Here is a 23,720-nt window from a genome sequence, read left to right as displayed (position 1 = left end):
GCCAAGGAACACCTTGATGAACAACCCAATGAAGCGCCTGACAAGGGGCCTGATCGCCCTTGGTATCCTCTACGGTGCCAGCGTCCAGGCGCAACCGCAAAAGCAAAACCCCAACAACGATTGTTACTGGGTTTCCACCCCTGGAATCAAAGACTTCCGTCGCGACATCGGCGCGCTGTATATCCCCCGGGATGCGCGCATCGGCAGCGTTATCGGTACGGTGGACATGAGCGCACGAAGCACTGATCTGGCCAACCTGCACGCTGCCTGTGGCAACAACGGCACGGTGCTTCTCGAATTCAACGCGGTCGCAACTGCACCGATCTTTCCGGGCGTAATCGACCCGATCAATGGTGAAGATGTAACCGGCAAAATAGTGCAAACCAATATTCCAGGCGTCGGTGTCAGGATCAAACTGGGTTATCCGTTCACCAGCCCGTTTGGCCCTTGCGCCAATTGCTTCTTGCCGGTGGGGGGAAATCCGACGGTGCCCTACCTCGGGATCAACGACCACCAGCAGATGCTGACTTCGCTCAGCATGACGTATCTGACTAATGTGATAACACTGGTGAAGACCGGACCGATCCCGCCTGGCCCGCATCAACTGGACGGTGGCGAACTCTGGTCCGGCAGCGTCACGACGCTGGGCAGGATCATGAGATACGGACTGGTCGGCACCATCATCCAGGCTCAGTGCACTGTAGGCAGCAACCCGGTCAGTGCAGATCCGGTACAACTGGGTGAATGGGACAGCTCGGACTTCACAGGACCAGGCTTTACCACCCCCCCGGTTCCTTTCAGCATTGCCCTGAGCAATTGCGAGACCGATGCCAGCGGAGCGTTCGTGAGCACCGCACACATCCAGCTGGACGGCGTCAATGGCTCAACACCTATTGGGCCGGCCAGCAACGGCATTTTCAGCCTGACGAGCGATTCGGGAGCTGAGGGGATGGGCATTCAGATCCTCAAGGCCGATGGTGTTACGCCGATGGAACTGCAGGCAGAAGTGCCTCTGGTCACGATTATGCCGGGCAGCACCACGCTCAATTTCAATGCCCGTTTCTACCAGACCCATACCAGAAGCGAGATTCGTCCGGGGCTGGCAAAAGGAGCGCTCAGTTTCACGATGACCTACCGGTAGTGGTGAGCGCTCGATAGCCGACTTTCCGGATCAGTTGGACAGCGTCGGCCTCAGCGACCCGAATGGCATCCAGCTGACTTTCTCATCGAAACTCACCTTCGTGCGCACCTCCAGCAGACCACCTGTCTTGAAACGTTGCAGGTCGGTTTTGGTGATGTGTCCGACATCGATGGTATCGGCGACATGGGGGACCGGAGACTCTTTCAAGACATCGATGGTCAGGTTCTGTCCTCCGACGCTCAGGCCGATAACCTGAATGTTAATGAATTGGCTGGTGTCCATGAACGGCCAGCTACCCAGCGTAAAAAGGGCCCTTCCTCCCTCTGCAATGCTGCCCAGACTCAACCGCCCGCCCGAAACCTTGTCGCACTGCACCACGGGAAAGCCGCTGATCGTCGATACCTTCAAAGTGTGAGTGTTCGAAACGTGAGGATCCGCGACGCCGCTTTCGTGCACTTCGTAATAGACCGGAATTGATTTTCCGAAATGCTGCGCGATGCAGGTAGGCGGGATGGTGAACGTCCTCGCGTCCTCATGTGAAGTGTGAAAGGAACCCACACTGTCTGGCTCCGCCCACTGCACCGAGACTGTTTCTCCGGCACGAATCACGGCGCCGTCAGGTATTGTTACCGTGTCGCCGTGGATGGCATGTATCGGGTTGAGCGTGCTGGTTGCTGCCGAGCCAGTCGCTTGTGTGACTCTCGGGGGAGGCAGTACGCGAGGTGCAGGCTGGGCTTTGACCTCAAGTTCAAAGGGTTGGGAATACGGGCTGAGATTGCCCGCCCGATCGCCGAGTCTGTAGAACGCGTAACGCGTTCCATCCTTGCGCGACAGAATCATGTCACCACCAAACTCGAGCGCGACCGGCTTGCCCACTTCTTCTCGCTCGAGGATCCTGGTTGAAGCTACATCAGCGTCACTGAAATTGAAGGCATTTTCACTCCAGTACCAAGTCACCTCATCACCAGCCTTGCCGCCACTGTAAACAGGCACAATGCCAATGACTTTATTGTCGTGGTCATGCAGATACTGTTCTGTGATAGTCGCAGTGTCGAACTCCAACTGGCCGGAGGCGGCGTTCAGTACAGGGGCGATCACATCCACCGTAACGATCTGTCTCGACGAATCGTTCGAGTTGCCATCTGAATTGACCACCACGTAATGAAGCTCATGCACCCCTTGGGTCAATTGCGCAACAGGTATGTCGAAGATCAGATCATTCGCAGGCAAGGTAGGCACTTCGCCATTCAGCTGCCGCTCTTCAAGCATTTTTTTATCCCAGAATATAATGAGATTAAAACGCTCACCGGGCCTCGGGGTGTATTCCCAGGCAGGCACTTCGATCCGCAATGGCGAGATCGCCATGCAGGCAGGCAGCAGACCCGTTTCGTCCCATCGGGAATCGTCAGCCATCAAATCGGCGACAACAGGTAACGCGAGTTCTTGCTTTGGAGTGGAGTCGGTCATGTGCACCCTCACCATCCGGTTTCATAGCGTCATGAAATCGGCATCAATTTTTCAAGATCCAGATTTAACACGCTGACCCGTGTCGTAAACACTGGCAGATCTGCTAGGTCGTCGGTGAGAGACATACGCAAAAAGGGAAGACCTGCTGGCCGTCCCTTTGGGTGCGGTAGAAATTTCTGGCGAATTACCAGTTGTACCTGAGTCCGACGTTGGCACCCCAAGGCTGCTCAATGCTGCTGCCATTGCTGTATTCGAAGTCCATGTGCGCCTCCAGCCGCTCGGAAAACGCAACGGCGACGCCAGCTCCCAGCTCACCGCGCGAACCGGAAATGTCATTGTCGAACCGGTTGTCGTTCACTTTCACTTCATTGCTTTTGACGAACTCATGGGCCAGCGCGACGCGCAGGTATGGCTGAACGATCCGGCCCTGCCCCATATCGAAGTTGCGCCCTGTCGTGACACCCACCTTGCCCAACAGCGAGCGGGTCGAATCACCCTCGGCACGCAGACCGTTATCCAGCTCGTAATCCTTGCCTTCGATGAATGCCCCGATCAGTTGGGTGTAGGGCTCGACGTAATAGCTGCCGTCCAGTTTGATGTGACGCCCAAACTCAACGGACGCACCAACGCCGGAATTGCTGTAGTCCCCCTTGGTGCGCGTACCATCACTGAGATTCACTCGTGCCTTGTTATTGAAGCGGTTGAGTTTGATCACGCTGTCCAGATAATAGCCGCTCTGGCTGTCCAGCCAGGTGCTGTAGGCGCCCACGTAATAACTGTCAACCTTGCCGTTGGCTCCCAGATCCAGATCCAGGTCGGACGTGCTCTGCCCGGCCATCACGCCTGCCAGCCACTGCCCGTTAGTGGTCGGTATGCTGCCGTCCGCTCCCAAAGCAGTTCCGTGCTGCACCTGTTTGTAGCCGAAGCCGGATGCATTGGCCACATTGAATTTATTGCCGTAAGTCCTCATCCAGACCCCTGAGCGCCCACCATTGGCGCGCAGCTCACCCATACGTGTGCGCAGACTGCTCAACTCGCCGTACCACACGGTAGGTGCGGCGTTGAACAGGGCAAGAACTGTCTGCGGTGCAGGACCGATCGTGCGGGTAGTGGCGTCCAGATACCAGTCGTTGTCGCCCTGCTTGATCAGATCATAAGACCAGGTGCCCAGGTCCACTCGTCCGCCGACCAGCGCGAAACTGGCATCACCCGCTTGCGCATGCACCACATGCAGACTGGTGTCGGTAGTCGGATCGCTGCCAGTACTGCCGACCAGCAACTGGTGGCTGCCCGTCGCACTGCCAGTTACGTCGATAAAATCGGTTTGCGCCCCGCCGAAGTCCACATCCATCCTGAAGGTACCGCTGCCAGACAGGTTGGCGACCGACAGGGTGTAAAAGGCAGCAGCCTCGCCGAGCTGGACGGCACCGCCGTTCATCACAAGGTTTTCGACGTTACCGTTGTCGACCATTGTCCACTGCGACCCGTTGCCGACAGCGACACTGCGAGTGTTTTCGAGACGACCGGTCAGTAGAGAGCCGTTGTCCAGGTGCACATTGGCCGTACCGCCGGACTCGGCAACGATATCGCCCGTAAGGCTACTCTGGTTCAGATTGACGGTGGCCGTACTGCTGGCATCAACCTGGACATTACCGTTAAGGCGGCTGTCGTTGACGTTCAGGGTAGCGTGCGACCCGTCCGCGGTTTCGAGGATATTTCCGTTGCCGCCCGTCAAGGTGGAACCGTTATTCACATTGATGACGGCGATGGGTGGAGCGCTTGTCGGGTTCGATTGTGCGACCCTTATCGCAGCACCGGTCTGCCCCGTCACCTGGCTGGCGTCGAGGCTCAACGAACCCTCCCTGTAAACCTGTTCTGCGACGATCAGCACACCCTGCTTAGTACCGGTAATGCTACTGCCGCTCGCCTCGGCCGCTCCTGCAATCAATCGCAGGCCCAAACCACTGGTACCGTTGCCGGTCAATGTCGAGTTCTGCAGATCGAGCAGGCTGAAGTGCGTCACCGAAGCCCCGTTAGTCACGCCAGTGCTGGTACTGTTGGTCAGGGTCACGGTCGAGCCGAAGGTATTGCTTAACTGCCTTATAAGGGAAAGGCCGCTACCCGTGCTGTTGAGCAGTGTACTGTCGACGATCGTTCCCAGGCTTTCGTTCAACGTCGTTCCGCTTCTGACCGTCGAGCCTGTCATCGTGAACGATGAGCCTAACGACAAATCGGCGTACTCGATCGAGGATCCGGCGGTCATCGTGAGGGTGGAGTTCCGAACATTGACCGAGCCGTGCTGGGTTCCACCTTTGACATTCAGCGTTCCCCCCTCGGTCACGATGTAGTTATTACTACTGCTGAGTCGATCAATGTCCAGAACGCCCTTGACTGGAATAGTGGCACCCAGCGCCGTATGGCTGAAAAGCAAAACCGGCAAGAGCGACGTCAGGCTGATCGCAGCAGGCAAGGGGCGACGAATGAACAGATCGGCGATCGACATACATAATATCCTTGAGGCCATGGGCGGCTGATATGCGTCGGGCAACTCCAGCCAGGCCCTTGATGAGTGAGCGGCCGCGCAGACTACATGCTTGCACCTCAAACTTATGCAAGACCAATCTGATGTTATTGTAGGACTCGTCCTACGTAATAATGCCGTCAGCCTCTAAGTTTAAAGCCTGAAATTCAATGCAACAGAACGTTTTGAACTATAAGCTCACCTGCTTAGTTAAACCGGGTGGCCCGCAACAGAAAGGATGGACGCTTCGATTTCGCGACCCTTTGAGTCGAAATCGGCAATACCCGCCCCAAACAATCATCAGGTATTGCCGTATTCAATACAGTTTAATCGTCAAGCCGCGTCGCAGGCCCTCATTCAGGCAGATCGGGGATATCGCAAACTCCCGGCTCTTCCGGTGTGCACAGGTTTAACTCGCCTGGCAGTACGCGCGTTACAACGACCAGGGTCGATTTGACACTTATCTGGGTTGGCGATTTCTTCAACACATAGGTGACGCGGCCACTGCCACGCGTCACGATGGGCTCGATGTAATCTTTATAAGGCACCGTGATGGTAAAACCGTTTCTCACCGCGTTGTCATCCAGCGTTACAGTGTCCGCCGAATAGGCCGTATTAGGAATAGGCGAGTTACCTTGCGAGTCATCGTATGCCTGCCAACTGACATCAACCGTGTTACCTACTTCGAAACTCACCCGATCCCCCGGGATCCGAGCGTTAATTCCATCCCAGGGTTTCGAGCAGCAGTTGATCACTGGAATGGCCGGGTTTCCTCCGGAATACCGGTCTGGAAACTCTACATCTGCAAGTTCTTCCGACTCGACGACAGTCACCTTTACCAGGGTACGCCGGGATTGCTGCTCGTTGACGCCATTCCAGGTGCTGTAATAGACCGGTAATTGTTCGTTGTAGCCACCTTGCTGGATTTTGTCCCAAGGCACTGTGAACTCAACGGGATCGGCGGGCGGGTCGGGAATAACCACCTCATCGACATGAGGTATCAGCGCCCCCCAGAACAGACGCAGGCTCTGTCCGGCGATCACAGGATTTGGCGTCACCAGCGCCTTGGCATTCAGGCCCTTGTCCTCTTCGCCTAGCTCGTTATCTACAGACCCGAGGCTCTTGATGACCACCAGTGGCAGCTTGTCATTTATCGGATCAGGCCCTTCGGGATCCGGATCCGGATCTGGATTGACACCTGCCACGGTGAAATCCACAGAGATGTCAATTTCCGAAGATTTTGTCTTGGCAACGCCCCGGACCACGCTATAACTCACTTTGAAACTGCGCGCGTCCAGCGCTCCCTCTGCCGACAAGGTAGGCCAGTCAATGAAAATCAACATCGGAAAGGTTGACAGCGGCACCGCTCGAACGGTGGTTTTTTCCCAATTGACCTCAATCATGTCCTTGCCTGGTTGCGGGTTGTCATAACCTGGCGCGGGAATTTCCACGTACACGCCCAGACGCGCGTCGGCACGATCAATCAAACCATCATTTGCCAGCGGCACCACCGGCGCTACAAGACTTGCCGGCAACGGATCAAGATCAACGTAGATCTCCTGCCACCTTGAGGGCTGACCAAGGTTGCCGGTTCGATCGACATAGCGATAAAGCACTGCGATCGAGCCATCCTCAAGCGTTTTGACGAGAGCAGCGTCAAGGCTTATGACCGGATCAGCAGCTCCTGGCAAGGCTTGATCCTTTGAGACGGTAATGGATTCGACAGGGTCTACCGGATCGGCAATGCTTTTGGGACCCACCGGCCCCCAATACAACCGAATTTCATCCCCGGCAATGATATCGCTGGAACGAGGAATACTGATATCAAGCGTCGCATGAGCATCGAAGTACGCCAGTGTAAGGCCGTTATCGATGACGTCTTGCGGCAAGCCGGGAGCCTGCCCGGGAATGTTTCCGTTGGGCGCCGTATGGTCGACAGTCACTGACCGGGAAGCCGAACCAATTATGTTGCCATCACTATTTGCGTGCAGATATTCAATCCTATATACGCCTTCGGATTCGAATTTATCCGCGGGTATCACATATTCGCGAATGGCAGGGGTCACCGGATCAGGCAGGTCGATAGTAGCCAGTCGAGCTCCATTCATGATGAATTGCAGTTGTTCATAAGGATTCAGTTGTACAGAATTCGGAATCCTGATCGTCCAGTCTTTTCCCCACTGCGTTCTGGGCCAAAGGTACCTGTCATCTCCATCAATAAACCCGAGCACGCCATCGACGTCGGGCTGATCCAGGTCCACCTTTTTCTGTGAACCCTCGGAACGTTTTTTTCGATAGGACTGCCGCGCCTGCTCAGCGGCGGTCAGTTCGGGTTGAGGTTTTGATACAGTCATCAATGCGTCTCCCTGACGAAGACCCGCCGGACCGACGGGCAATGACACATAGGCCTGAACGGACTTTTCATGTCCGAGAAGGCGGCCTGCCGGCACGCAGCAACACTGCGGTTGCGCGGCCGTACAGACGCCATTTAACGTTGACAGCGGCGTTGTCGATACTGTTGGAAACGCTAGGTGCAGGCACAAAAATGAGGTAAAAATTCTGAGGTGTATCAACTCCGATACATTCCCGACATGCCGATGACAATCAGAAGCGCCACCCTCTCGCCGCGCCTCGCGGCGAATCGGTATGACGGGAGCCTGAATCATCAACAGCGGCCAACCATGGCAGCATCAACAGGCAGCACAGGCACTATGCAGGCATTCACCGATAATTCATTCGACATTACCGCCCCCGAGCAGCGCTGGGCAGTGCGCGCCCTGATCGTCGATGACGACGTGGCGATCCGTGAACTGCTGTGCGATTACCTGACGCGCTTCAATATTCAGGCACGCGGCGTGACTGACGGTGCACAGATGCGTCTTGCCCTTAGCGAAGAAAGCTTCGACGTAGTCGTGCTGGACCTGATGTTGCCCGGCGAAGACGGCCTGTCGCTGTGCCGCTGGCTACGCAGCACCTCGGACATCCCTATCCTGATGCTGACCGCCCGCTGCGAACCCACCGACCGAATCATCGGCCTGGAACTGGGTGCAGACGACTACATGGCCAAGCCGTTCGAACCCCGCGAGTTGGTCGCGCGTATCCAGACCGTCCTGCGTCGGGTTCGCGATGAACGCAGCGATCAACGCAGCACGATTCGCTTCAACACCTGGCGCCTGAACAGCGTACTGCGCCAATTGATTGCGCCCGATGGGCTGGTAGTACCGTTGTCGAACGCCGAATTTCGGCTGCTGCGGGTGTTTCTCGAGCGTCCGCATCGTGTGCTGAGCCGCGAGCAATTGCTGGATGCCGCCCGAGGTCGCTCGATCGAGGCGTTCGACCGCAGTATCGACCTGCTGGTCTCGCGCCTGCGCCAGAAGCTGGCCGACGACCCGAAGAACCCGCAGCTGATCAAGACCGTACGCGGCGAAGGCTATCTGTTCGATGCCAGGGACCTGGGTTGATCCGCAGGTTCGATACGCTCTTTGCCCGTCTGTTTGGCGGCGCGCTATTGGCCATCCTGCTGGCACACCTGCTGGCGTTCATCTGGTTCATGAATTACGGCATGCACCCGATGCAGCCTCCGCCAGGGGGTGAATCTTCTGCTCAGCACGATCAGAGCAGGCCGGATTATCCGGACGAGCGACGCAGACCGGCCAGACCACCGCTACTGGGCGGTCCTGTCGTGCCACTGATCTTTCAGTTCATTACCCTGATCATCGCGGCGTGGTATGGCGCCAAGGCCCTGAGCCGTCCTGTGCAGCGATTGAGCGAAGCCGCCGAACGCCTGAGCGAAAACCTCGACAGCCCGCCGCTGGAAATCTCCGGCCCGCGCGAAGCACGTCAGGCGGCGCAGACCTTCAACCTGATGCAGCACAAGCTCCGTGAGCAGATGCAGCAACGCGGGCGCATGCTGGCAGCGGTCTCTCATGACCTGCGCACGCCCCTGTCGCGGCTCAAGCTGCGTGTCGAACAGATCGAGGAGCCCAGGCTGCACGGGCAGATGACCCAGGACCTCAACGACATGATCAACATGCTCGATGCGACCCTGGCATACCTCAACGAACACCGCAGGACCGAAATACTTCAGCAACTGGATCTACAGGCGCTGATCGAATCACAGGCCGAAAACGCCCAGGACAACGGCGACGATGTGCAATACGAGGGCCAGTGCAAGCCGCTGAAAACCCAGCCCATGGCGCTGCGCTCATGCCTGCAGAACCTGGTCGATAACGCCCTGCGCTACGCAGGCAGCGCGAAGATCGTGATAGAGGACGGCGCTGATCAGGTCAAGATTTCGGTCGTCGATCATGGCCCCGGCATTGCGCCTGAACTGCATGAAAGCGTGTTCGAGCCCTTTTATCGACTGGAAGGTTCGCGCAATCGCAACTCCGGTGGCGTCGGCATGGGCATGACGATCGCCCGCGAAGCCGCACGACGCATCGGGGGGGAATTGTCGTTGGAGCAGACGCCGGGTGGAGGGCTGACGGCGGTGCTGCATTTGCCACGTCATTGAGCCCCAGACGCCACAGGTATTGGCCCTGCGACGTCGCTGGCCTGCGCGAACGTCAGTTCAACGCGGCGTACGCGCCCGCTCGCTACCCACCCAGTCCGTCAACAGACTATAAGCCACCGCCAGCAACGTCGGCCCAATGAACAGGCCGATAAAACCGAACGCCAGCAGTCCGCCAAAAACACCCAGCAATACAATCACCAACGGCAGGTTGCCACCCCGGCTGATCAGGTAAGGCTTGAGCACGTTATCCACGCCACTGATGACGAACATGCCCCAGATGCCGAGGAATATGGCCATGCCGTATTCTCCCTGCCAGACCAGCCAGGCGGTGGCAGGCAGCCAGACCAGCGGCGGACCCATGGGGATCAGGCTGAACAGGAAGGTCAGAATACCCAGCACCAGCGCGCCGGGAATGCCCGCAATGAGGAAGCCGATCAGCGCCAGAACCGCCTGGGCTGCGGCAGTGCCGATCACGCCGTTGACCACGCGCTGCACCGTACCGGCGACCAGATCCAGATAATACTGCGCACGATCACCGATCAAACGCTCCAGCAGGCTGAGTACGAAGGCTGCCAGACGCGGGCCATCGCGGTAGAAGAAGAATGCGAAAACGATACTCAGGGTCAGTTCAAGGATCCCGCCGCCGATCTGCGCACTGCGCGCCAGCAGCCAGTTGCCCACTTCGCCCAGATAGGGTTTGACCGTCGCCATGAAGGCCGCGCCCTGCTGATCGATGGTGGTCCAGAAACCCACCAGCCGCTCACCCACGATAGGAATACCCGCCAGCCACGCGGGCGGATCCGGCAGACCGTCGACCTGTACATCTTTGACAAACGCCGTGGCATCGCGCACGTGATCAGCCAGGTTGAAACCCAGCCATACCAGCGGCGCGGCCACCAACAGCAGCCAGCACAGACTCATGACCAATGCGGCCAGCGATTCCCGACCCTTGAACCAGCGCGTCAGCAGGCGCATCAGCGGCCAGCTGGCAAACGCCAGCACCGCGCCCCAGACCAGTGCCGACCAGAACGGTGCCATCACCCACAGGCAAGCGCCGAACAGGGCCAGCAGCAGGATCTGAACCAGTAGACGATCATTGTTGAACATGAAGGGCCTGCGAGAAGGAATCGGAAGTGGCGAGCATAAAGACGAACACGGCTGGCGTCAGCCGTATTCGTCATGGGCAGAACGTGGAGTGCTAGCGAATCACCTCGATGGACACGCCCTTTTTCTCGGCACCGCCGGTCTCCAGTCGTGCAGCACGGACACCCTTGGCGATCAACGCATCGCGCCATGCAGCCGCTCTGGCCCCGGAAACGGTGGCACGCAAGGTGCTGTCGAGGTTGAGCCCGCGCGAGATCAGCGTTACCCAAGCATCCTGAGGTTCGCCACCCAGTCTTGGCAGATCGAGCTTGCCGGTGCTTTTGAGCTGACGCGGCAAGGTAGCCGAGGTCGGCAACAGATCGCCCAGCGGCGCGGCGGATTCGAATTGCTCGACATGCAGATAGGCGCGGCGATTGCCACGGGTGATGCTGTAGAGCGCAACCAGCGTATCCGTATTGGGTTCGGCAAGGCGCAACAGCAGATACGCCTGCCTGTCATCGGCGCCGTACAATTTGGAGTTGCCGAATACCTCGTTGGCCCACAGGCTGCTTTCGCCACAGTCGCGGGCCTGGCACCAGAACAGCAACTCGGCACCCTGTTGTTGTAAGGCTTCGCGCGCTGCGGTGAATGCGTCGTCAGAAGAATGCTCGGCAGGCAGCTGATAGGTAACCGACGTCAGATTGCCTCGCGCACTGACCTGACCATCGAACCGCAACTGGCCGCTGATCTTGCGGATCGAGCCCACGGGGTAGACGCGCTCGAGTTCGGCCCGGGGGCGATAGTCGATGATTTCCGTATCCGCCAGACGCGGCAGGATTTGCAGGTCCTGACTACCCGGCAGATCAGCGGCACCGACCATGGCGCTGAATATCGACGCCCAGAGTGCAACGAATGGAACACTGGATACACGCATGAGTGCTCTCATTGGCAGGCAGACGAAAGGAAAACATGAGGGGCATTGCCGACAAGGCAATCTTGCAGAGTGGAGGATTGATCCATCGTGGTTGGCTCCTGTTTCAACCTGCTCAGCGTCGGCAGTTGCCGACCGCAAGTCAAGAAGCAGCGAAGAAGCGATTGAAACAGCGTGCAACAGCGCACGCGCCCTCCTCGTTATCCAGATGCAGGTGATGGCCGCCCGGCAAGGTTTCGATGCCGAAAGGCAGACGCTCGATGACGTCGTGCTTTTTCGCCAGCATGCCCTCGCGGGCAATGACCAATTGCGTCGGACATTTCACATTGTTGATGAACGCCATGGCCTGCTCGTGCGTCAGACGCGTCGCAGAAGGCAGCGTCAGGCGGCTGTCGCTGCGCCAGGTGTATCCACCCGGCACCGGCATCAGTCCGCGCTGCGCGAGCAACTCGGCAGCCTCGCGGCTGACTGCCACCACGCCCTTCATGCGCGCCTGAATGGCCCGGTCCTGATCCTGATAAACCGGTTTCTTCTTGCCGGACAACGCCAGTTGCGCCTGCAGCGCAGCGCCCATCCGTTCGGCAGAAGAGTCAGCCTCGCCTGTCAGCGGAATCAGGCCGTCGATCAACGCAAGATGGCTAACCCGCTCGGGCAGCGCGCCAGCCAGCATAACCGAAATGATTGCCCCCAACGAATGCCCGAGCAGCGCGAAGCGCGACCAGCCCAACTGCTCAGCGACCTGAAGGACGTCGAACACATAATCGGCTAACGCGTACCCGGCACCTGCCGGTCGGTGATCGGAGTGACCGTGCCCGGCCAGATCAAGCGCCACGATACGCAGGCCGTCAAGCTTCGGAGCAAGTCTGGCAAAGCTGTTGGCGTTATCGAGCCAGCCATGCAACGCGATGACCGGCGTGCCGTCTTCGGGGCCGAACAGATGCGCAGCAAGCTCGACATGCCCGAGGCTCAGGCGCACTTCCTCGACAGCACACTTCATGCGGGAGTTTTCTGTGGATGACGTTGTGCGCTGCGTTCATCCCAGCGCACGAACAGAGATTTGAGCAATTGCGCCGTTTCATCCGGCCGTTCCAGTGGAAACATGTGCCCGCCCGGCATCGACAGGTACTCACCCTCGCGCATGCGCTTGGCCAGATAACCGTGGTGCGGCATGATCACGCGGCTGTGCTTGCCACGCACCATTGCCAGCGGCACCTTGAGCTGCCTTGATGGAACGGGGCTGGTGTGGGGAATGCTGCGGTAGATACTGATTTCGGTCGCAGGATCAAAGCGCAGGCGCAACTGTTCACCGTCTTGCTGCAACCCGTGCAGCAGATAAGCATTCAGGCATTCGGGGTCGAAACGGCGAAACAGTGTCTTGCTGGCAAAATAGGCGCGGGCCGAATCCAGGTCAGTGAACGCCTCACGGCGACCCAGCGTGCGGCCAGCGGGCGTTATCCGATCAATGAACCCAAGACGCTTGGCCAGGCGGATGAACAACTGATCGGCCAACCCCAGCACCGGCGAATCGAGCATCACCACGCCCCGGTACAACTCGGGGCAACGCAGCGCGGCATGAAGATGCAACACGCCGCCCAGCGAATGCCCGACACCCCACACGGGACCGGGTTGCTGGCGAAGATGATGGATCAACTCTTCGACCAGATTCAGCCAGTTGTCATCGACGGGGAAACGCGGGTCGTGTGCATGCTGCTCAAGATGAGTCACCGAATACTCGGGCGCCAGCGCAGAGAACAATTTGCCGTAGGTGCCCGACGGAAATCCATTGGCATGAGCGAAAAAGACGGGTTGGGTCATGCCTGTACACTCAAGAGCCGGACGAGCCTGCATTTTGCGCATCCGGCAAAAGGTACGGCAACGATTGGAACTGCCATCAAAGGTGTCAAATCGGCCAGCAGTAGGCCGAATTGCCTGTCAGTCAGCGCGCTGGTGGTTCCTGACCGTGCGCGACTACCGCAACGGTTAGACGCGAGATACAACTGAGCTTGCCTTCATCGTTGCTGATACGAATGTCCCAAACGTGGGTCGTGCGGCCGATGTGAACCGGGCGCACCACGCCGGTGACCCGACCGGAACGGACACCACGAAGGTGGTTGGCGTTGACTTCAAGCCCCACGCAAAAGAACTTGCCCGGATCCACCAGCAGATAGCTGGCCATCGACCCCAACGATTCGGCCAACACCACCGATGCGCCGCCGTGCAAAAGGCCAAACGGTTGATGGGTGCGCGGATCGACCACCATGCTCGCGGTCAGCGAATCTTCGGTAAACGACTCGAACCGAATATCCAGTACTTCGCCGATGGTATTTTTCTGAGCCGTCATGAGGGCTTCGATATCGGGGGCTTGACGCCAGATGCTCATGTTAAATCCTTTTTATTGTGGGAAATCGCAAGCAACATTACGAGGCAGCACCCTCGCTGCCTGTTCAGACGTGTCGGACGCTGTTGAGATTCATCGCGCCAGCCAGCGCGAACTCACCTTCAAGCTCCGCCAGACTCGCGGTGCTCATCGGCTGTGCCTGCTGAACGCTGCCCTGCGTCAGCAAGCCAATCAGACTGCCAACCAGCGGCTGATGGCTGACCAACAGCACTTCATCCAGGGCTGACGCGTCCAACTGACGCAATACCTCACGCGGATCACTTTCAGGCGTGAGCCAGGGCACTGTCATGATCGCTTCACTGAAGCCCAGATACTGGCGCACCAGTTCGGCGGTCTGCTGAGCGCGAACATAAGGGCTGGCCACGATCCGCTGGACCGGTTTGCCGGTCAGATGAACGGAGCTCTTGAGTACTTCTTCACGACCATGCGCCGTCAATTCTCGCTCTGCATCGCTGCGGGCCCGCGATTGAGCCTCGCCGTGGCGCAATACCCAGACCTTCACAGCCTGGGCTCTTCGTCGCGTACCGGATGCGGCGCGGGATCAACGCGATGGGCGGCCTCGCCATCCGGAACACGTGGGGTCGGCCAGTCGGCAAACGGCCAGGGCTTCTGGTCAGTATGGAACGTGCCAAAACGTCCGATCTGGGCGAGAAACTGGCTCAGGCTGTCGCCAAAGTTCATCAGGCTGGCGCTGGGTGCGCCATAAATGAGCCGGTAGCCCAGTTGCACCAGCACCACGCCAGCGAGGACCAGTTCTGCCACTTGCCAGACGATGACAAACAGCAGCATCCACAGGATACGCAGCAATATGGATTCGTTCTTCTGGTTTTTCGAGTCGTTCAAGACCTTCTCCCTGAGGGGGTTGAATTCAATTGAAGCCAGTGATTGAAATGAAGTCGACATCTGTCTTTGGCTCGGCACGCATCAGTGCTTCGATGACCTGGGCGAGCGTACGACCTTCGAAAAGAATTGCATGCAGGCCTGCGACCAACGGCATGTAGACCTGAACTTCCTGAGCCTTGACCTTGAGCACCTTAAGCGTATTGACGCCCTCGGCGACTTCCCCCAGACGAGTCACGGCCTCATCCAGGCTCAACCCCTGCCCCAACGCAAAGCCCACCTGATAGTTGCGGCTCTTGGGCGATGAGCAGGTGACGATAAGGTCACCGACGCCAGCCAGCCCCAGGAAGGTCATCGGGTTGGCCCCTTGACTCACCGCAAAGCGTGTCATTTCGGCCAGCGCTCGGGTAATCAGCATGCTTTTGGTGTTTTCGCCCATTTCCAGCGCAACGGCCATGCCGGCGATAATCGCGTAAACGTTTTTCAAGGCCCCCCCCAGCTCGACACCAAACCGGTCGGTGCTGGCGTAGACGCGAAACGTACGCCCGTGCAAAGCGGACTGAACGCGTTGACACAAGGCCTCGTCTTCGCTGGCTACCACCGTTGCTGTCAGGGCGTGCTCGGCGATTTCGCGCGCAAGATTAGGGCCCGACAGCACGCCAATACGCGCCTGGGGCACGATTTCTTCGAGGATCTGGCTCATCAGCTTGAAGCTCTGCGCTTCGATGCCCTTGGTGAGGCTGACCAGCATCTTGCCATTCAAGCACTCGACATGAGGCGCCAGCACTGCACGCAAGGCGCTGGAAGGCAGCGCGACGAAGATCAGCTCGCTGGCTTCAAGTGTCGTGGCCAGATCGGTCACCGGTTCGACTTCGGGCCTGACCTTGATGCCCTTGAGATAACGCGGGTTTTCACGATTGACGCGAATGGCCTCAGCCTGCTCCGGATCACGCATCCACTGGCGAACCCGATGACCATTTTCGGCCAGAAGGTTTGCAATGGCAGTACCGAAGCTGCCGCCGCCAAGAACCGCTACAGGTTGCTGCGTGGTCATAAATCAATCCATCCGGGGCCATTGACTGGCAATGGCCGCATTATACGGGGCGCGGCAGTATCAGCCAGAGTCAAACACTGTCGGCAACACCACATCATCGTGCATAACGGCTACAGCGCAACCTGCCGAAAGGAAATAACTTGTCTGGAAACCCTGTTCAACTCGGTTAACATGCAGGCACGTGGCACGGGTTGCCGAACTGATCACCTGGTTCGCGATACGCAACGACACCTGGCGTAAAACCGGACTTTCGAGCACACAGGCATGGACGCAACAATCGAATTTCAGGGCCATGACCCTGCCCCTCGGGGCCACTGATGAAATTTCGTCACTGGGATATCAATACCCGAACCCAAATGATCAGCCTGGGACCTGCCCTGTTGCTGACAGTTTTGCTGATCGCTTTTTTCACGTTCGTGCGCATTCAGGATCTGCGTCAGGAGCTCAATCACACGGGGCAACTGATTGCCAACCAGCTTGCACCGGCTACCGAGCCAAGCCTGCTGGTGGGTGATACAGATGGCCTGAAAAGTCTGATGCGTGCCACCCTGTCAATGCCCAATGTGCGTTATGTCGAGATCCAGGACAGTAGCAATACCGTGCTTCTCTATATTGACGAACCTCAGGGCAATGATCGCCAGACCCGCAAGATGGAAACGTTCCAGGCACCCATCCACGCACAGCATCTTGCCCTTCCCAATGAACTCTCAATCGACAGGCAAGTAGATGCCGCTTCGCAGCAATACCTGGGGCGCGTACGGGTCGGTATGTCGAGCGAAGCGTTCAGCAAGCGCCAGCAGGAAATCCTGCTCAAGGCAGGAGTACTTGCGCTGTGTGCATTACTGTTTACCTTCTTATTGGCCCGACGCCTGGCGCTGAGCCTGTCCCGGCCGATCAGCGCCATGGGCGAAGCCCTCAAGGCCATCCAGAAAGGCGATTACGCAACCCCGCTACCGGTCAGCGACGATGCTGAGCTTGGCGCGCTGGCGCGGCATATCAATAACCTGGCACAGAACCTTGAGCAGGCAAGCCTCGAACAGCAACGCTCGATGGACCAGCTCATACAGACCCGTGAAGAGGCCGAGAAGGCAAACCGCGCCAAATCCGATTTTCTGGCCATGATGAGCCATGAACTGCGCACCCCGATGAACGGTGTATTGGGCATGTTGCAGCTCCTCGAAACTACGCGCATGACCGATGAGCAGAGCGAGTATGCGGCGCTGGCGACCGAATCCACAGAGCATCTGCTACGGGTCATCAACGATATTCTGGATTTTTCGCGCATCGAACGGGACGCCCTGCAACTGGAAGGCATTACATTCAACCTCGCAGAGCTGGTCAGTGCGTCTACCCATGCGTTCAATCACAGTGCCCAGCAACGTAACCTGCTCCTTGCGCTGCACATTCAGCCCGGCCTTGAGACCATGACGGTCAAGGGCGACCCTACCCGAATCCGCCAGATCCTGGTGAATCTGATCGGCAACGCGCTGAAATTCACCGAGCAGGGCGAAGTAACTGTCAGGGCGAGCTGGGACACGCTGGACAGTGAACAGTTGCGGTTTACCTGCACGGTGCAGGATAGCGGCATAGGCATACACGCGGATCGCCTTGAATCGATGTTCGATGCTTTCAAACAAGCCGACAGCTCGATTTCCCGGCGCTACGGCGGAACCGGGCTGGGCCTGCCGATTGCGCGCACACTGGCCGAACGCATGGGAGGAACACTATTGGCGCAGAGCGAAGAAGACTCGGGCTCAATATTCACGTTGCAGATTGCACTCCCGATCTCCAGCAATCCGCCGGTGGGCATCCAGCAGCCCCTCGACTTCGGCCCGCCAGGCGAGGAACGCAATGTGCTGCTGGTGGAGGACAACCCGGTCAACCGTACAGTCGTCAAAGCCATGCTGCACAATATGGGTTGCACGGTGGATGTGGCCGTCGACGGCGCGCAGGCTGTAGTGATGGTAGAAGCCGGGCAATATGCCTTGATCCTGATGGACTGCAGACTACCGATCATGGATGGCTATGAGGCCACTCGTCGTATTCGGCAACTTGCAGGGCGGGATCGAGTGCCGATCATCGCGCTGACGGCCAACGCGCTGCAGGGTGATCGTGACGCCTGTTTACAGGCGGGCATGGACGATTACCTCGCAAAACCATTCAAACACGCTGATTTACAGCAGGTTTTGCACCGCTGGCTACTCTTTCGGACATCCGTGACTGGCGATAAATGTTAAATTACGGCAGTCTTGGTGGCCTGATCGACCCGAAACGACGGTCGAATGACAAAATTCAGTGCACAGGTGTACATTGATTTTCTCCTGTGCTGTGACTTTCATTACAACGCAACAGTCTATGAGTAGGCTGCCGGACAAGGTCCTGGCGAATGATTGCGCCAGGAATGGCGTTTGGGCCATCGCGCCCCAACCTGCCGCACAAGATTATTGAGGAGCTCGCATGACCAAACAACACGCCTTTACCCGGGAAGACCTTCTGCGCTGCAGTCGTGGCGAGCTGTTCGGCCCAGGTAATGCGCAACTGCCCGCCCCCAACATGCTGATGGTTGATCGGATCACCCACATCAGCGAAGAGGGTGGCAAATACGGCAAAGGTGAATTGGTCGCTGAGCTGGATATCAATCCAGAGCTGTGGTTCTTCGCCTGTCACTTCGAGGGCGACCCGGTAATGCCAGGCTGCCTCGGCCTTGACGCCATGTGGCAGCTGGTCGGTTTTTTCCTGGGCTGGCAGGGTCTGCCAGGCCGCGGTCGTGCCTTGGGCTCGGGCGAAGTGAAGTTTTTTGGTCAGGTTCTGCCAACTGCCAAGAAAGTCACCTATAACATTCAGATCAAACGCGTCCTCAAGGGCAAGCTGAACCTGGCCATCGCCGATGGTTCGGTCACTGTCGACGGCCGCGAGATCTATACCGCCGAAGGCCTTCGGGTCGGCGTTTTCACCTCTACTGACAACTTCTAAGGGTAATCGCATGCGCCGCGTCGTTATCACTGGTCTGGGTATTGTTTCCTGCTTGGGCAATGACAAAGACACCGTCACCGCTAACCTGCGTGCCAACCGCCCTGGCATCAAATTCCAGCCGGAATATGCCGAAATGGGTCTGCGTAGCCAGGTTGCCGGCTCCATCGACCTCAACCTTGAAGAACTGATCGATCGCAAGATCTTCCGCTTCGTCGGCCATGCGGCAGCCTATGCCTACCTGGCCATGAAAGACGCCATCGCTGACTCCGGCCTGACCGACGAGCAAGTGTCCAACGTGCGCACCGGCCTGATCGCCGGCAGCGGCGGCGCATCGACACTGAACCAGATGGAAGCGCTGGACATCCTGCGTGAGAAAGGCGTCAAGCGCGTTGGCCCTTACCGCGTCACGCGGACCATGGGCAGCACCGTTTCCGCCTGTCTGGCCACGCCGTTCAAGATCAAGGGCGTGAACTACTCCATCTCTTCCGCCTGCGCCACCAGCGCCCACTGCATCGGCAACGCTGTCGAGCAGATCCAGCTGGGCAAGCAGGACATCGTTTTTGCAGGCGGTGGTGAAGAAGAACACTGGAGCCAGTCGTTCCTGTTCGACGCCATGGGCGCATTGTCCACTCAATATAACGAGACGCCGGAGAAAGCTTCCCGCGCATACGACGCCAAACGCGACGGCTTCGTCATTGCGGGCGGCGGCGGCATGGTTGTGGTTGAGGAGCTGGAACACGCTCTGGCACGCGGTGCGAAGATCTACGCTGAAATTGTGGGCTACGGCGCAACGTCCGATGGCTACGACATGGTCGCACCGAGCGGCGAAGGTGCCATCCGCTGCATGCAGATGGCGCTGGCTACCGTTGACGGCGATATCGACTACATCAACACCCACGGCACCTCGACCCCGGTCGGCGACGCCAAGGAGATGGAAGGTGTACGCGCAGTGTTCGGCGACAAGGCCCCTGCGATCAGTTCGACCAAGAGCCTGTCCGGTCACTCGCTGGGCGCAGCAGGCGTTCACGAAGCGATCTACTGCCTATTGATGATGGAAAACAACTTCATCGCAGGCTCCGCGAACATTGATGAACTCGACCCGGTTGTCGCCGACATGCCGATCCTGCTCAAGACTCGCGAAAACGCAACGCTCGACCTGGTCATGAGCAACAGCTTCGGCTTCGGCGGCACCAACGCCACGCTGGTCCTGAAGAGCTGGAAAGGTCAGTAATACCTTTGCAGCAGCATGAAAAAAGCGCCTCCAGAGGCGCTTTTTTTATGAGCAAAAATCGGACATAAAGTTTATTTGAACACTTCGCCCAGCAAATCGTGCATCGATTTGAACGCGCGACCAGCCACTTTCGCGTCGTACATCATCATGCCCGGCACATTCGCGTGGGGATCGGTAAATGAATGGTACGCACCGCCGTAGCTGTGCAGCTGCCAATCCACCCCTGCTGCATTCATTTCGTCTTCAAACGCTGGCAACTGCTCTTTGGGCACCAAAGGGTCAGAAGCACCGTGCAACACCAATACCGAGCCTTTGATATTGCTGGCGTCGGCAGGGTTTGGCGTATCGAGCGTGCCATGGAAAGAGATTGCCGCCTGGAGTTCAGCACCGGTACGCGCAAGCTCCAGTGAACAGCAACCGCCGAAGCAGAAACCGAACGTGGCAATCTTTTTTGAATCCAGCGAAACCCCTGCCTGACTCAATAATTGATCAAGACCCGCCTGCATGCGCTTGCGAAGCAACGCACGGTCTTCCTTGAGAGGCGTCATCGCGGCGCCAGCTTCGTCATTGTTGGAAGGACGAGTGTTTTGCCCGTACAGGTCGGCCAGCAACACCACATACCCCTGTTCGGCTACTGCCTTGGCAATCGTCTCGGCACCCTCACTGACGCCCATCCAGTTGGGTGCCATCAGCAGACCGGGACGCGCTGAGGAAGCGCCTGCGTCATACACAAGTCGACTTTCATAAGGTTGACCATCAATCTGGTAAACCACGGAACGGACTGTCATTTTGCTGCTCATCGCTGACTCCTGATTTCTTCACAAAGAGAGATATGAAAGTGAGTGAATGGCCAAACAAAAAACCCGCCGAAGCGGGTTGCTTGTCAGTCGGTCATTAAACCGACAGCTCTACCAACAGCTTGTTCAAGCGGCGCACATAAGCGGCCGGATCCTTGAGGCTGTCGCCTGCGGCCAGCGCAGCCTGATCGAACAGAATGTGCGACAGATCACCGAAGCGCTCTTCGCTCTGCTCCGCATCCAGCTTGCCGATCAGCGGGTGGGACGGGTTGAATTCAAAGATTGGCTTGGAATCAGGAACCTTCTGGCCGCTTGCTTCAAGAATCTGACGCATCTGCAAGCCAAGGTCCTGCTCACCGATCGCCAGAATCGCTGGTGAGTCGGTCAGACGGTGCGACACACGCACTTCACTGACAGCTTCACCCAGGGCGGTCTTGAGACGCTCGATCAGCCCTTCTTTGTCCTTGGCGACTTCTTCCTGAGCCTTCTTGTCCTCTTCGGAGTCAAGCTTGCCCAGGTCAAGATCACCACGCGCAACATCAACGAAGCCCTTGCTGTCGAAATCGCTCAGGTAGCTCATCAGCCACTCGTCGATACGATCGGTCAGCAGCAGGACTTCAATGCCCTTCTTGCGGAAGACTTCAAGGTGCGGGCTGTTCTTGACCTGTGCGTACGATTCGCCGGTGAGGTAATAGATCTTGTCCTGACCTTCTTTGGCACGCGCCAGGTACTCGGCCAGGGAAACGCTCTGTTCACCGCTGTCATCAGACGTCGAAGCAAAGCGCAGCAAGCCGGCAATCTTCTCCTTGTTGGCGAAATCTTCTGCCGGACCTTCCTTGAGCACCTGACCGAAGTTCTTCCAGAAACCCTTGTATTGCTCAGGCTCGTTCTTCGCCAGTTTCTCCAGCATGTCCAGGACACGTTTGGTCAATGCCGACTTCATCGAATCGATGATCGGATCTTTCTGCAGAATTTCGCGGGAAACGTTCAACGACAGGTCATTGGAATCGACCACACCCTTGACGAAGCGCATGTAGAGCGGCAGGAACGACTCAGCCTGGTCCATGACGAATACACGCTGCACGTACAACTTCAGCCCACGTGGCGCTTCACGCTGATACAGATCGAACGGTGCACGTGCGGGAACGTACAACAACGAGGTGTATTCCAGCTTGCCTTCAACCTTGTTGTGGCTCCAGCTCAGCGGGTTCTCGTAGTCATGCGCGACGTGCTTGTAGAACTCCTGATACTCCTCGTCTTTCACGTCGGTGCGTGAACGCGTCCACAAGGCACTGGCGCGGTTGACGGTTTCCCATTCCAGCGCAGCAGCTTCTTCGCCCTCTGCGGCTGGAGCCTGCTCTTTGGGCAGCTCGATCGGCAAGGCAATATGGTCGGAGTACTTCTTGATGATGTTACGCAGGCGATAACCGTCAGCGAACTCATCCTCACCATTTTTCAAATGCAGAACAATACGCGTGCCGCGCTCGGCCTTTTCAACCGTGGCGACTTCAAATTCGCCCTCGCCTTTGGAGGACCAATGCACGCCTTCGCCGCTTGGCTGGCCGGCACGACGGCTGAACACTTCAACCTGATCGGCAACGATAAAGGCAGAGTAGAAACCCACACCGAACTGACCGATCAGGTGAGAATCTTTCTTCTGGTCGCCGGACAGATTTTTCATGAAGTCTGCGGTACCGGATTTGGCGATGGTACCCAGATGGGTGATCACATCGTCACGGCTCATACCAATGCCGTTGTCTTCAAGCGTAACGGTCTTCGCGTCCTTGTCGAAGCTCACACGAATCTTCAGCTCGGCGCCACCTTCCAGCAGCTCCGGTCTGGACAACGCTTCAAAACGCAATTTGTCGACCGCGTCAGACGCGTTCGAGATCAATTCGCGAAGGAAAATTTCCTTGTTGGAATACAGCGAATGGATCATGAGGTGAAGCAACTGCTTTACCTCGGTCTGGAAGCCCAGGGTTTCCTTTTGAGTTTCCACACTCATAATCATCAAACTCCGATCTGGATGGCATAAACCGCCACAGTCAGGTCTCGACCTGTGTGGCAGCGGGTAGTCATCAAGGTGGGGGCTGGACACGGGATTTCAAGGGTGGACAAAACCAATCGTCGTATCCGGATGATCCAAAATCATCGAAAGGCTGCTCGTCCAACCATCAAGCAAGACAGCCAACGGCAGTTTTCAAGCGCGCCTGTAAATACCTCGACACAGCGTCGCAGGTACTTGACGGCAAAGCGTAAACGCTACGAAACGGTCGAGTCGATTATCGACACGCCTTTGGAACTTAACCCGGCGGGGCACGCTCTTAGCCACGTAGATAATCAATAAGGAGAAACATCCCATGCGTAATTCTTTTGCCTATGCCTTGATGCTGACTGCCACTCTGGGTCTCGCCGCCTGCGACAAGAAATCCGAAAACACTCAGCAAGATGCCAACAAAGCAGCACAACAGTCCCAGGAGTCGATGGAGAAGGCTCAAGAGAAAGTGAATGACGCGGCCAAGGAAAGCCAGGAAGCTGCTCAGAAGAACGCCGAAGCAGCTCAGCAGCGTGCCACTGAAAACACCAATCAGGCTCCAGCCCCGGCAACAGAAGCAACGCCTGCCAAATAAGCCATCCGGCTCGCAGAATGTACTAATAAAGCCCGCTCATGAGCGTAATGCTGTTCACTTAAGCGGAGCAGCCTTACGGTCCACTGGGTACCGGGTTTTAGAAATCTTCACCGTCCTTGGCCTTCCCGGCCTTGGGCGGTA

Annotated in this window: 20 protein-coding genes; 7 read left to right on the top strand and 13 right to left on the bottom strand. The window is 57.6% G+C overall.

What is annotated here, in order from left to right; all coding sequences use genetic code 11:
• The first annotated feature begins 16 nt into the window (after positions 1-16).
• Positions 17-1,141, top strand: a complete 1,125-nt coding sequence (locus tag KDX37_RS23035; RefSeq protein WP_231655323.1) for a fimbrial protein — start codon at positions 17-19, stop codon at positions 1,139-1,141.
• Between the two features lie 30 nt (positions 1,142-1,171).
• Here KDX37_RS23035 and KDX37_RS23030 read toward each other — a convergent pair whose 3' ends face one another.
• The 3 genes from KDX37_RS23030 to KDX37_RS23020 form a co-directional block, all read right to left on the bottom strand.
• The gene (locus KDX37_RS23030; protein ID WP_231655322.1) at positions 1,172-2,608 is read right to left on the bottom strand and encodes a hypothetical protein; all 1,437 of its coding nucleotides are present in this window, start codon (positions 2,606-2,608) and stop codon (positions 1,172-1,174) included.
• A 184-nt stretch (positions 2,609-2,792) separates the two neighbouring features.
• Complete coding sequence (locus tag KDX37_RS23025; RefSeq protein WP_231655321.1) at positions 2,793-5,111, bottom strand: autotransporter outer membrane beta-barrel domain-containing protein; 2,319 nt, start codon at positions 5,109-5,111, stop codon at positions 2,793-2,795.
• A 371-nt stretch (positions 5,112-5,482) separates the two neighbouring features.
• Entirely contained in the window at positions 5,483-7,483 is a 2,001-nt protein-coding gene (locus KDX37_RS23020) for a hypothetical protein (RefSeq protein ID WP_231655320.1), read from the bottom strand.
• A gap of 357 nt (positions 7,484-7,840) precedes the next feature.
• Here KDX37_RS23020 and KDX37_RS23015 point away from each other — a divergent pair, with 357 nt between their 5' ends.
• Positions 7,841-8,590 carry a response regulator gene (locus KDX37_RS23015; RefSeq protein ID WP_231655340.1) on the top strand — a complete coding sequence of 250 codons (750 nt, stop codon included), beginning with the start codon at positions 7,841-7,843 and terminating at the stop codon, positions 8,588-8,590.
• Positions 8,587-9,642 carry a sensor histidine kinase gene (locus KDX37_RS23010; RefSeq protein ID WP_231655319.1) on the top strand — a complete coding sequence of 352 codons (1,056 nt, stop codon included), beginning with the start codon at positions 8,587-8,589 and terminating at the stop codon, positions 9,640-9,642. Before KDX37_RS23015 ends, KDX37_RS23010 begins: the two co-directional genes overlap by 4 nt.
• A 57-nt stretch (positions 9,643-9,699) precedes the next feature.
• Here KDX37_RS23010 and KDX37_RS23005 read toward each other — a convergent pair whose 3' ends face one another.
• From KDX37_RS23005 to KDX37_RS22970, 8 genes are all read right to left on the bottom strand, one after another.
• Entirely contained in the window at positions 9,700-10,749 is a 1,050-nt protein-coding gene (locus tag KDX37_RS23005; RefSeq protein WP_231655318.1) for an AI-2E family transporter, read from the bottom strand.
• Positions 10,750-10,840: 91 nt separating this feature from the next.
• Entirely contained in the window at positions 10,841-11,671 is an 831-nt protein-coding gene (locus tag KDX37_RS23000; protein ID WP_406643167.1) for a DUF4892 domain-containing protein, read from the bottom strand.
• Positions 11,672-11,798: 127 nt separating this feature from the next.
• Positions 11,799-12,653, bottom strand: coding sequence for an alpha/beta hydrolase (locus tag KDX37_RS22995; protein ID WP_231655316.1), 855 nt, complete (start codon positions 12,651-12,653; stop codon positions 11,799-11,801).
• On the bottom strand, positions 12,650-13,471 hold the full coding sequence (locus KDX37_RS22990; RefSeq protein WP_231655315.1) for an alpha/beta fold hydrolase: 822 nt from the start codon (positions 13,469-13,471) through the stop codon (positions 12,650-12,652). Before KDX37_RS22990 ends, KDX37_RS22995 begins: the two co-directional genes overlap by 4 nt.
• Positions 13,472-13,592: 121 nt before the next feature.
• Positions 13,593-14,036 carry a hotdog fold thioesterase gene (locus KDX37_RS22985; RefSeq protein ID WP_231655314.1) on the bottom strand — a complete coding sequence of 148 codons (444 nt, stop codon included), beginning with the start codon at positions 14,034-14,036 and terminating at the stop codon, positions 13,593-13,595.
• Between the two features lie 64 nt (positions 14,037-14,100).
• Positions 14,101-14,556, bottom strand: a complete 456-nt coding sequence (gene sixA / locus KDX37_RS22980) for a phosphohistidine phosphatase SixA (protein WP_231655313.1) — start codon at positions 14,554-14,556, stop codon at positions 14,101-14,103.
• A complete protein-coding gene (locus KDX37_RS22975) occupies positions 14,553-14,897 on the bottom strand; it encodes a DUF4389 domain-containing protein (protein ID WP_264759358.1) in 345 nt (114 codons plus the stop codon). Before KDX37_RS22975 ends, sixA begins: the two co-directional genes overlap by 4 nt.
• A 25-nt stretch (positions 14,898-14,922) precedes the next feature.
• Positions 14,923-15,948 (bottom strand): NAD(P)H-dependent glycerol-3-phosphate dehydrogenase, encoded by a 1,026-nt coding sequence (locus tag KDX37_RS22970; protein WP_231655312.1) that lies wholly within the window; start codon positions 15,946-15,948, stop codon positions 14,923-14,925.
• 317 nt (positions 15,949-16,265) lie between these two features.
• Here KDX37_RS22970 and KDX37_RS22965 point away from each other — a divergent pair, with 317 nt between their 5' ends.
• The 3 genes from KDX37_RS22965 to fabB all read left to right on the top strand — a co-directional run bounded on the left by KDX37_RS22965 (position 16,266) and on the right by fabB (position 20,152).
• Complete coding sequence (locus tag KDX37_RS22965) at positions 16,266-18,185, top strand: response regulator (protein ID WP_231655311.1); 1,920 nt, start codon at positions 16,266-16,268, stop codon at positions 18,183-18,185.
• Positions 18,186-18,405: 220 nt separating this feature from the next.
• Positions 18,406-18,921: a 3-hydroxyacyl-[acyl-carrier-protein] dehydratase FabA gene (gene fabA, locus KDX37_RS22960; protein WP_231655310.1), complete on the top strand. Its 516-nt coding sequence runs from the start codon at positions 18,406-18,408 to the stop codon at positions 18,919-18,921.
• Positions 18,922-18,931: 10 nt separating this feature from the next.
• On the top strand, positions 18,932-20,152 hold the full coding sequence (gene fabB, locus KDX37_RS22955; protein ID WP_231655309.1) for a beta-ketoacyl-ACP synthase I: 1,221 nt from the start codon (positions 18,932-18,934) through the stop codon (positions 20,150-20,152).
• A 71-nt stretch (positions 20,153-20,223) separates the two neighbouring features.
• Here fabB and KDX37_RS22950 read toward each other — a convergent pair whose 3' ends face one another.
• Positions 20,224-20,952: a dienelactone hydrolase family protein gene (locus tag KDX37_RS22950; RefSeq protein WP_231655308.1), complete on the bottom strand. Its 729-nt coding sequence runs from the start codon at positions 20,950-20,952 to the stop codon at positions 20,224-20,226.
• A gap of 94 nt (positions 20,953-21,046) precedes the next feature.
• Positions 21,047-22,954: a molecular chaperone HtpG gene (gene htpG, locus KDX37_RS22945; RefSeq protein WP_231655307.1), complete on the bottom strand. Its 1,908-nt coding sequence runs from the start codon at positions 22,952-22,954 to the stop codon at positions 21,047-21,049.
• A 355-nt stretch (positions 22,955-23,309) separates the two neighbouring features.
• Here htpG and KDX37_RS22940 point away from each other — a divergent pair, with 355 nt between their 5' ends.
• A complete protein-coding gene (locus tag KDX37_RS22940; RefSeq protein ID WP_231655306.1) occupies positions 23,310-23,579 on the top strand; it encodes a hypothetical protein in 270 nt (89 codons plus the stop codon).
• Positions 23,580-23,720: the final 141 nt, after the last annotated feature.

The organism is Pseudomonas californiensis, assembly GCF_021147775.1.
In the GTDB taxonomy this organism is placed as follows: domain Bacteria; phylum Pseudomonadota; class Gammaproteobacteria; order Pseudomonadales; family Pseudomonadaceae; genus Aquipseudomonas; species Aquipseudomonas californiensis.
Note: the sequence above shows the minus strand (reverse complement) of the source record. Positions and strands in the feature narration are given on the sequence as shown.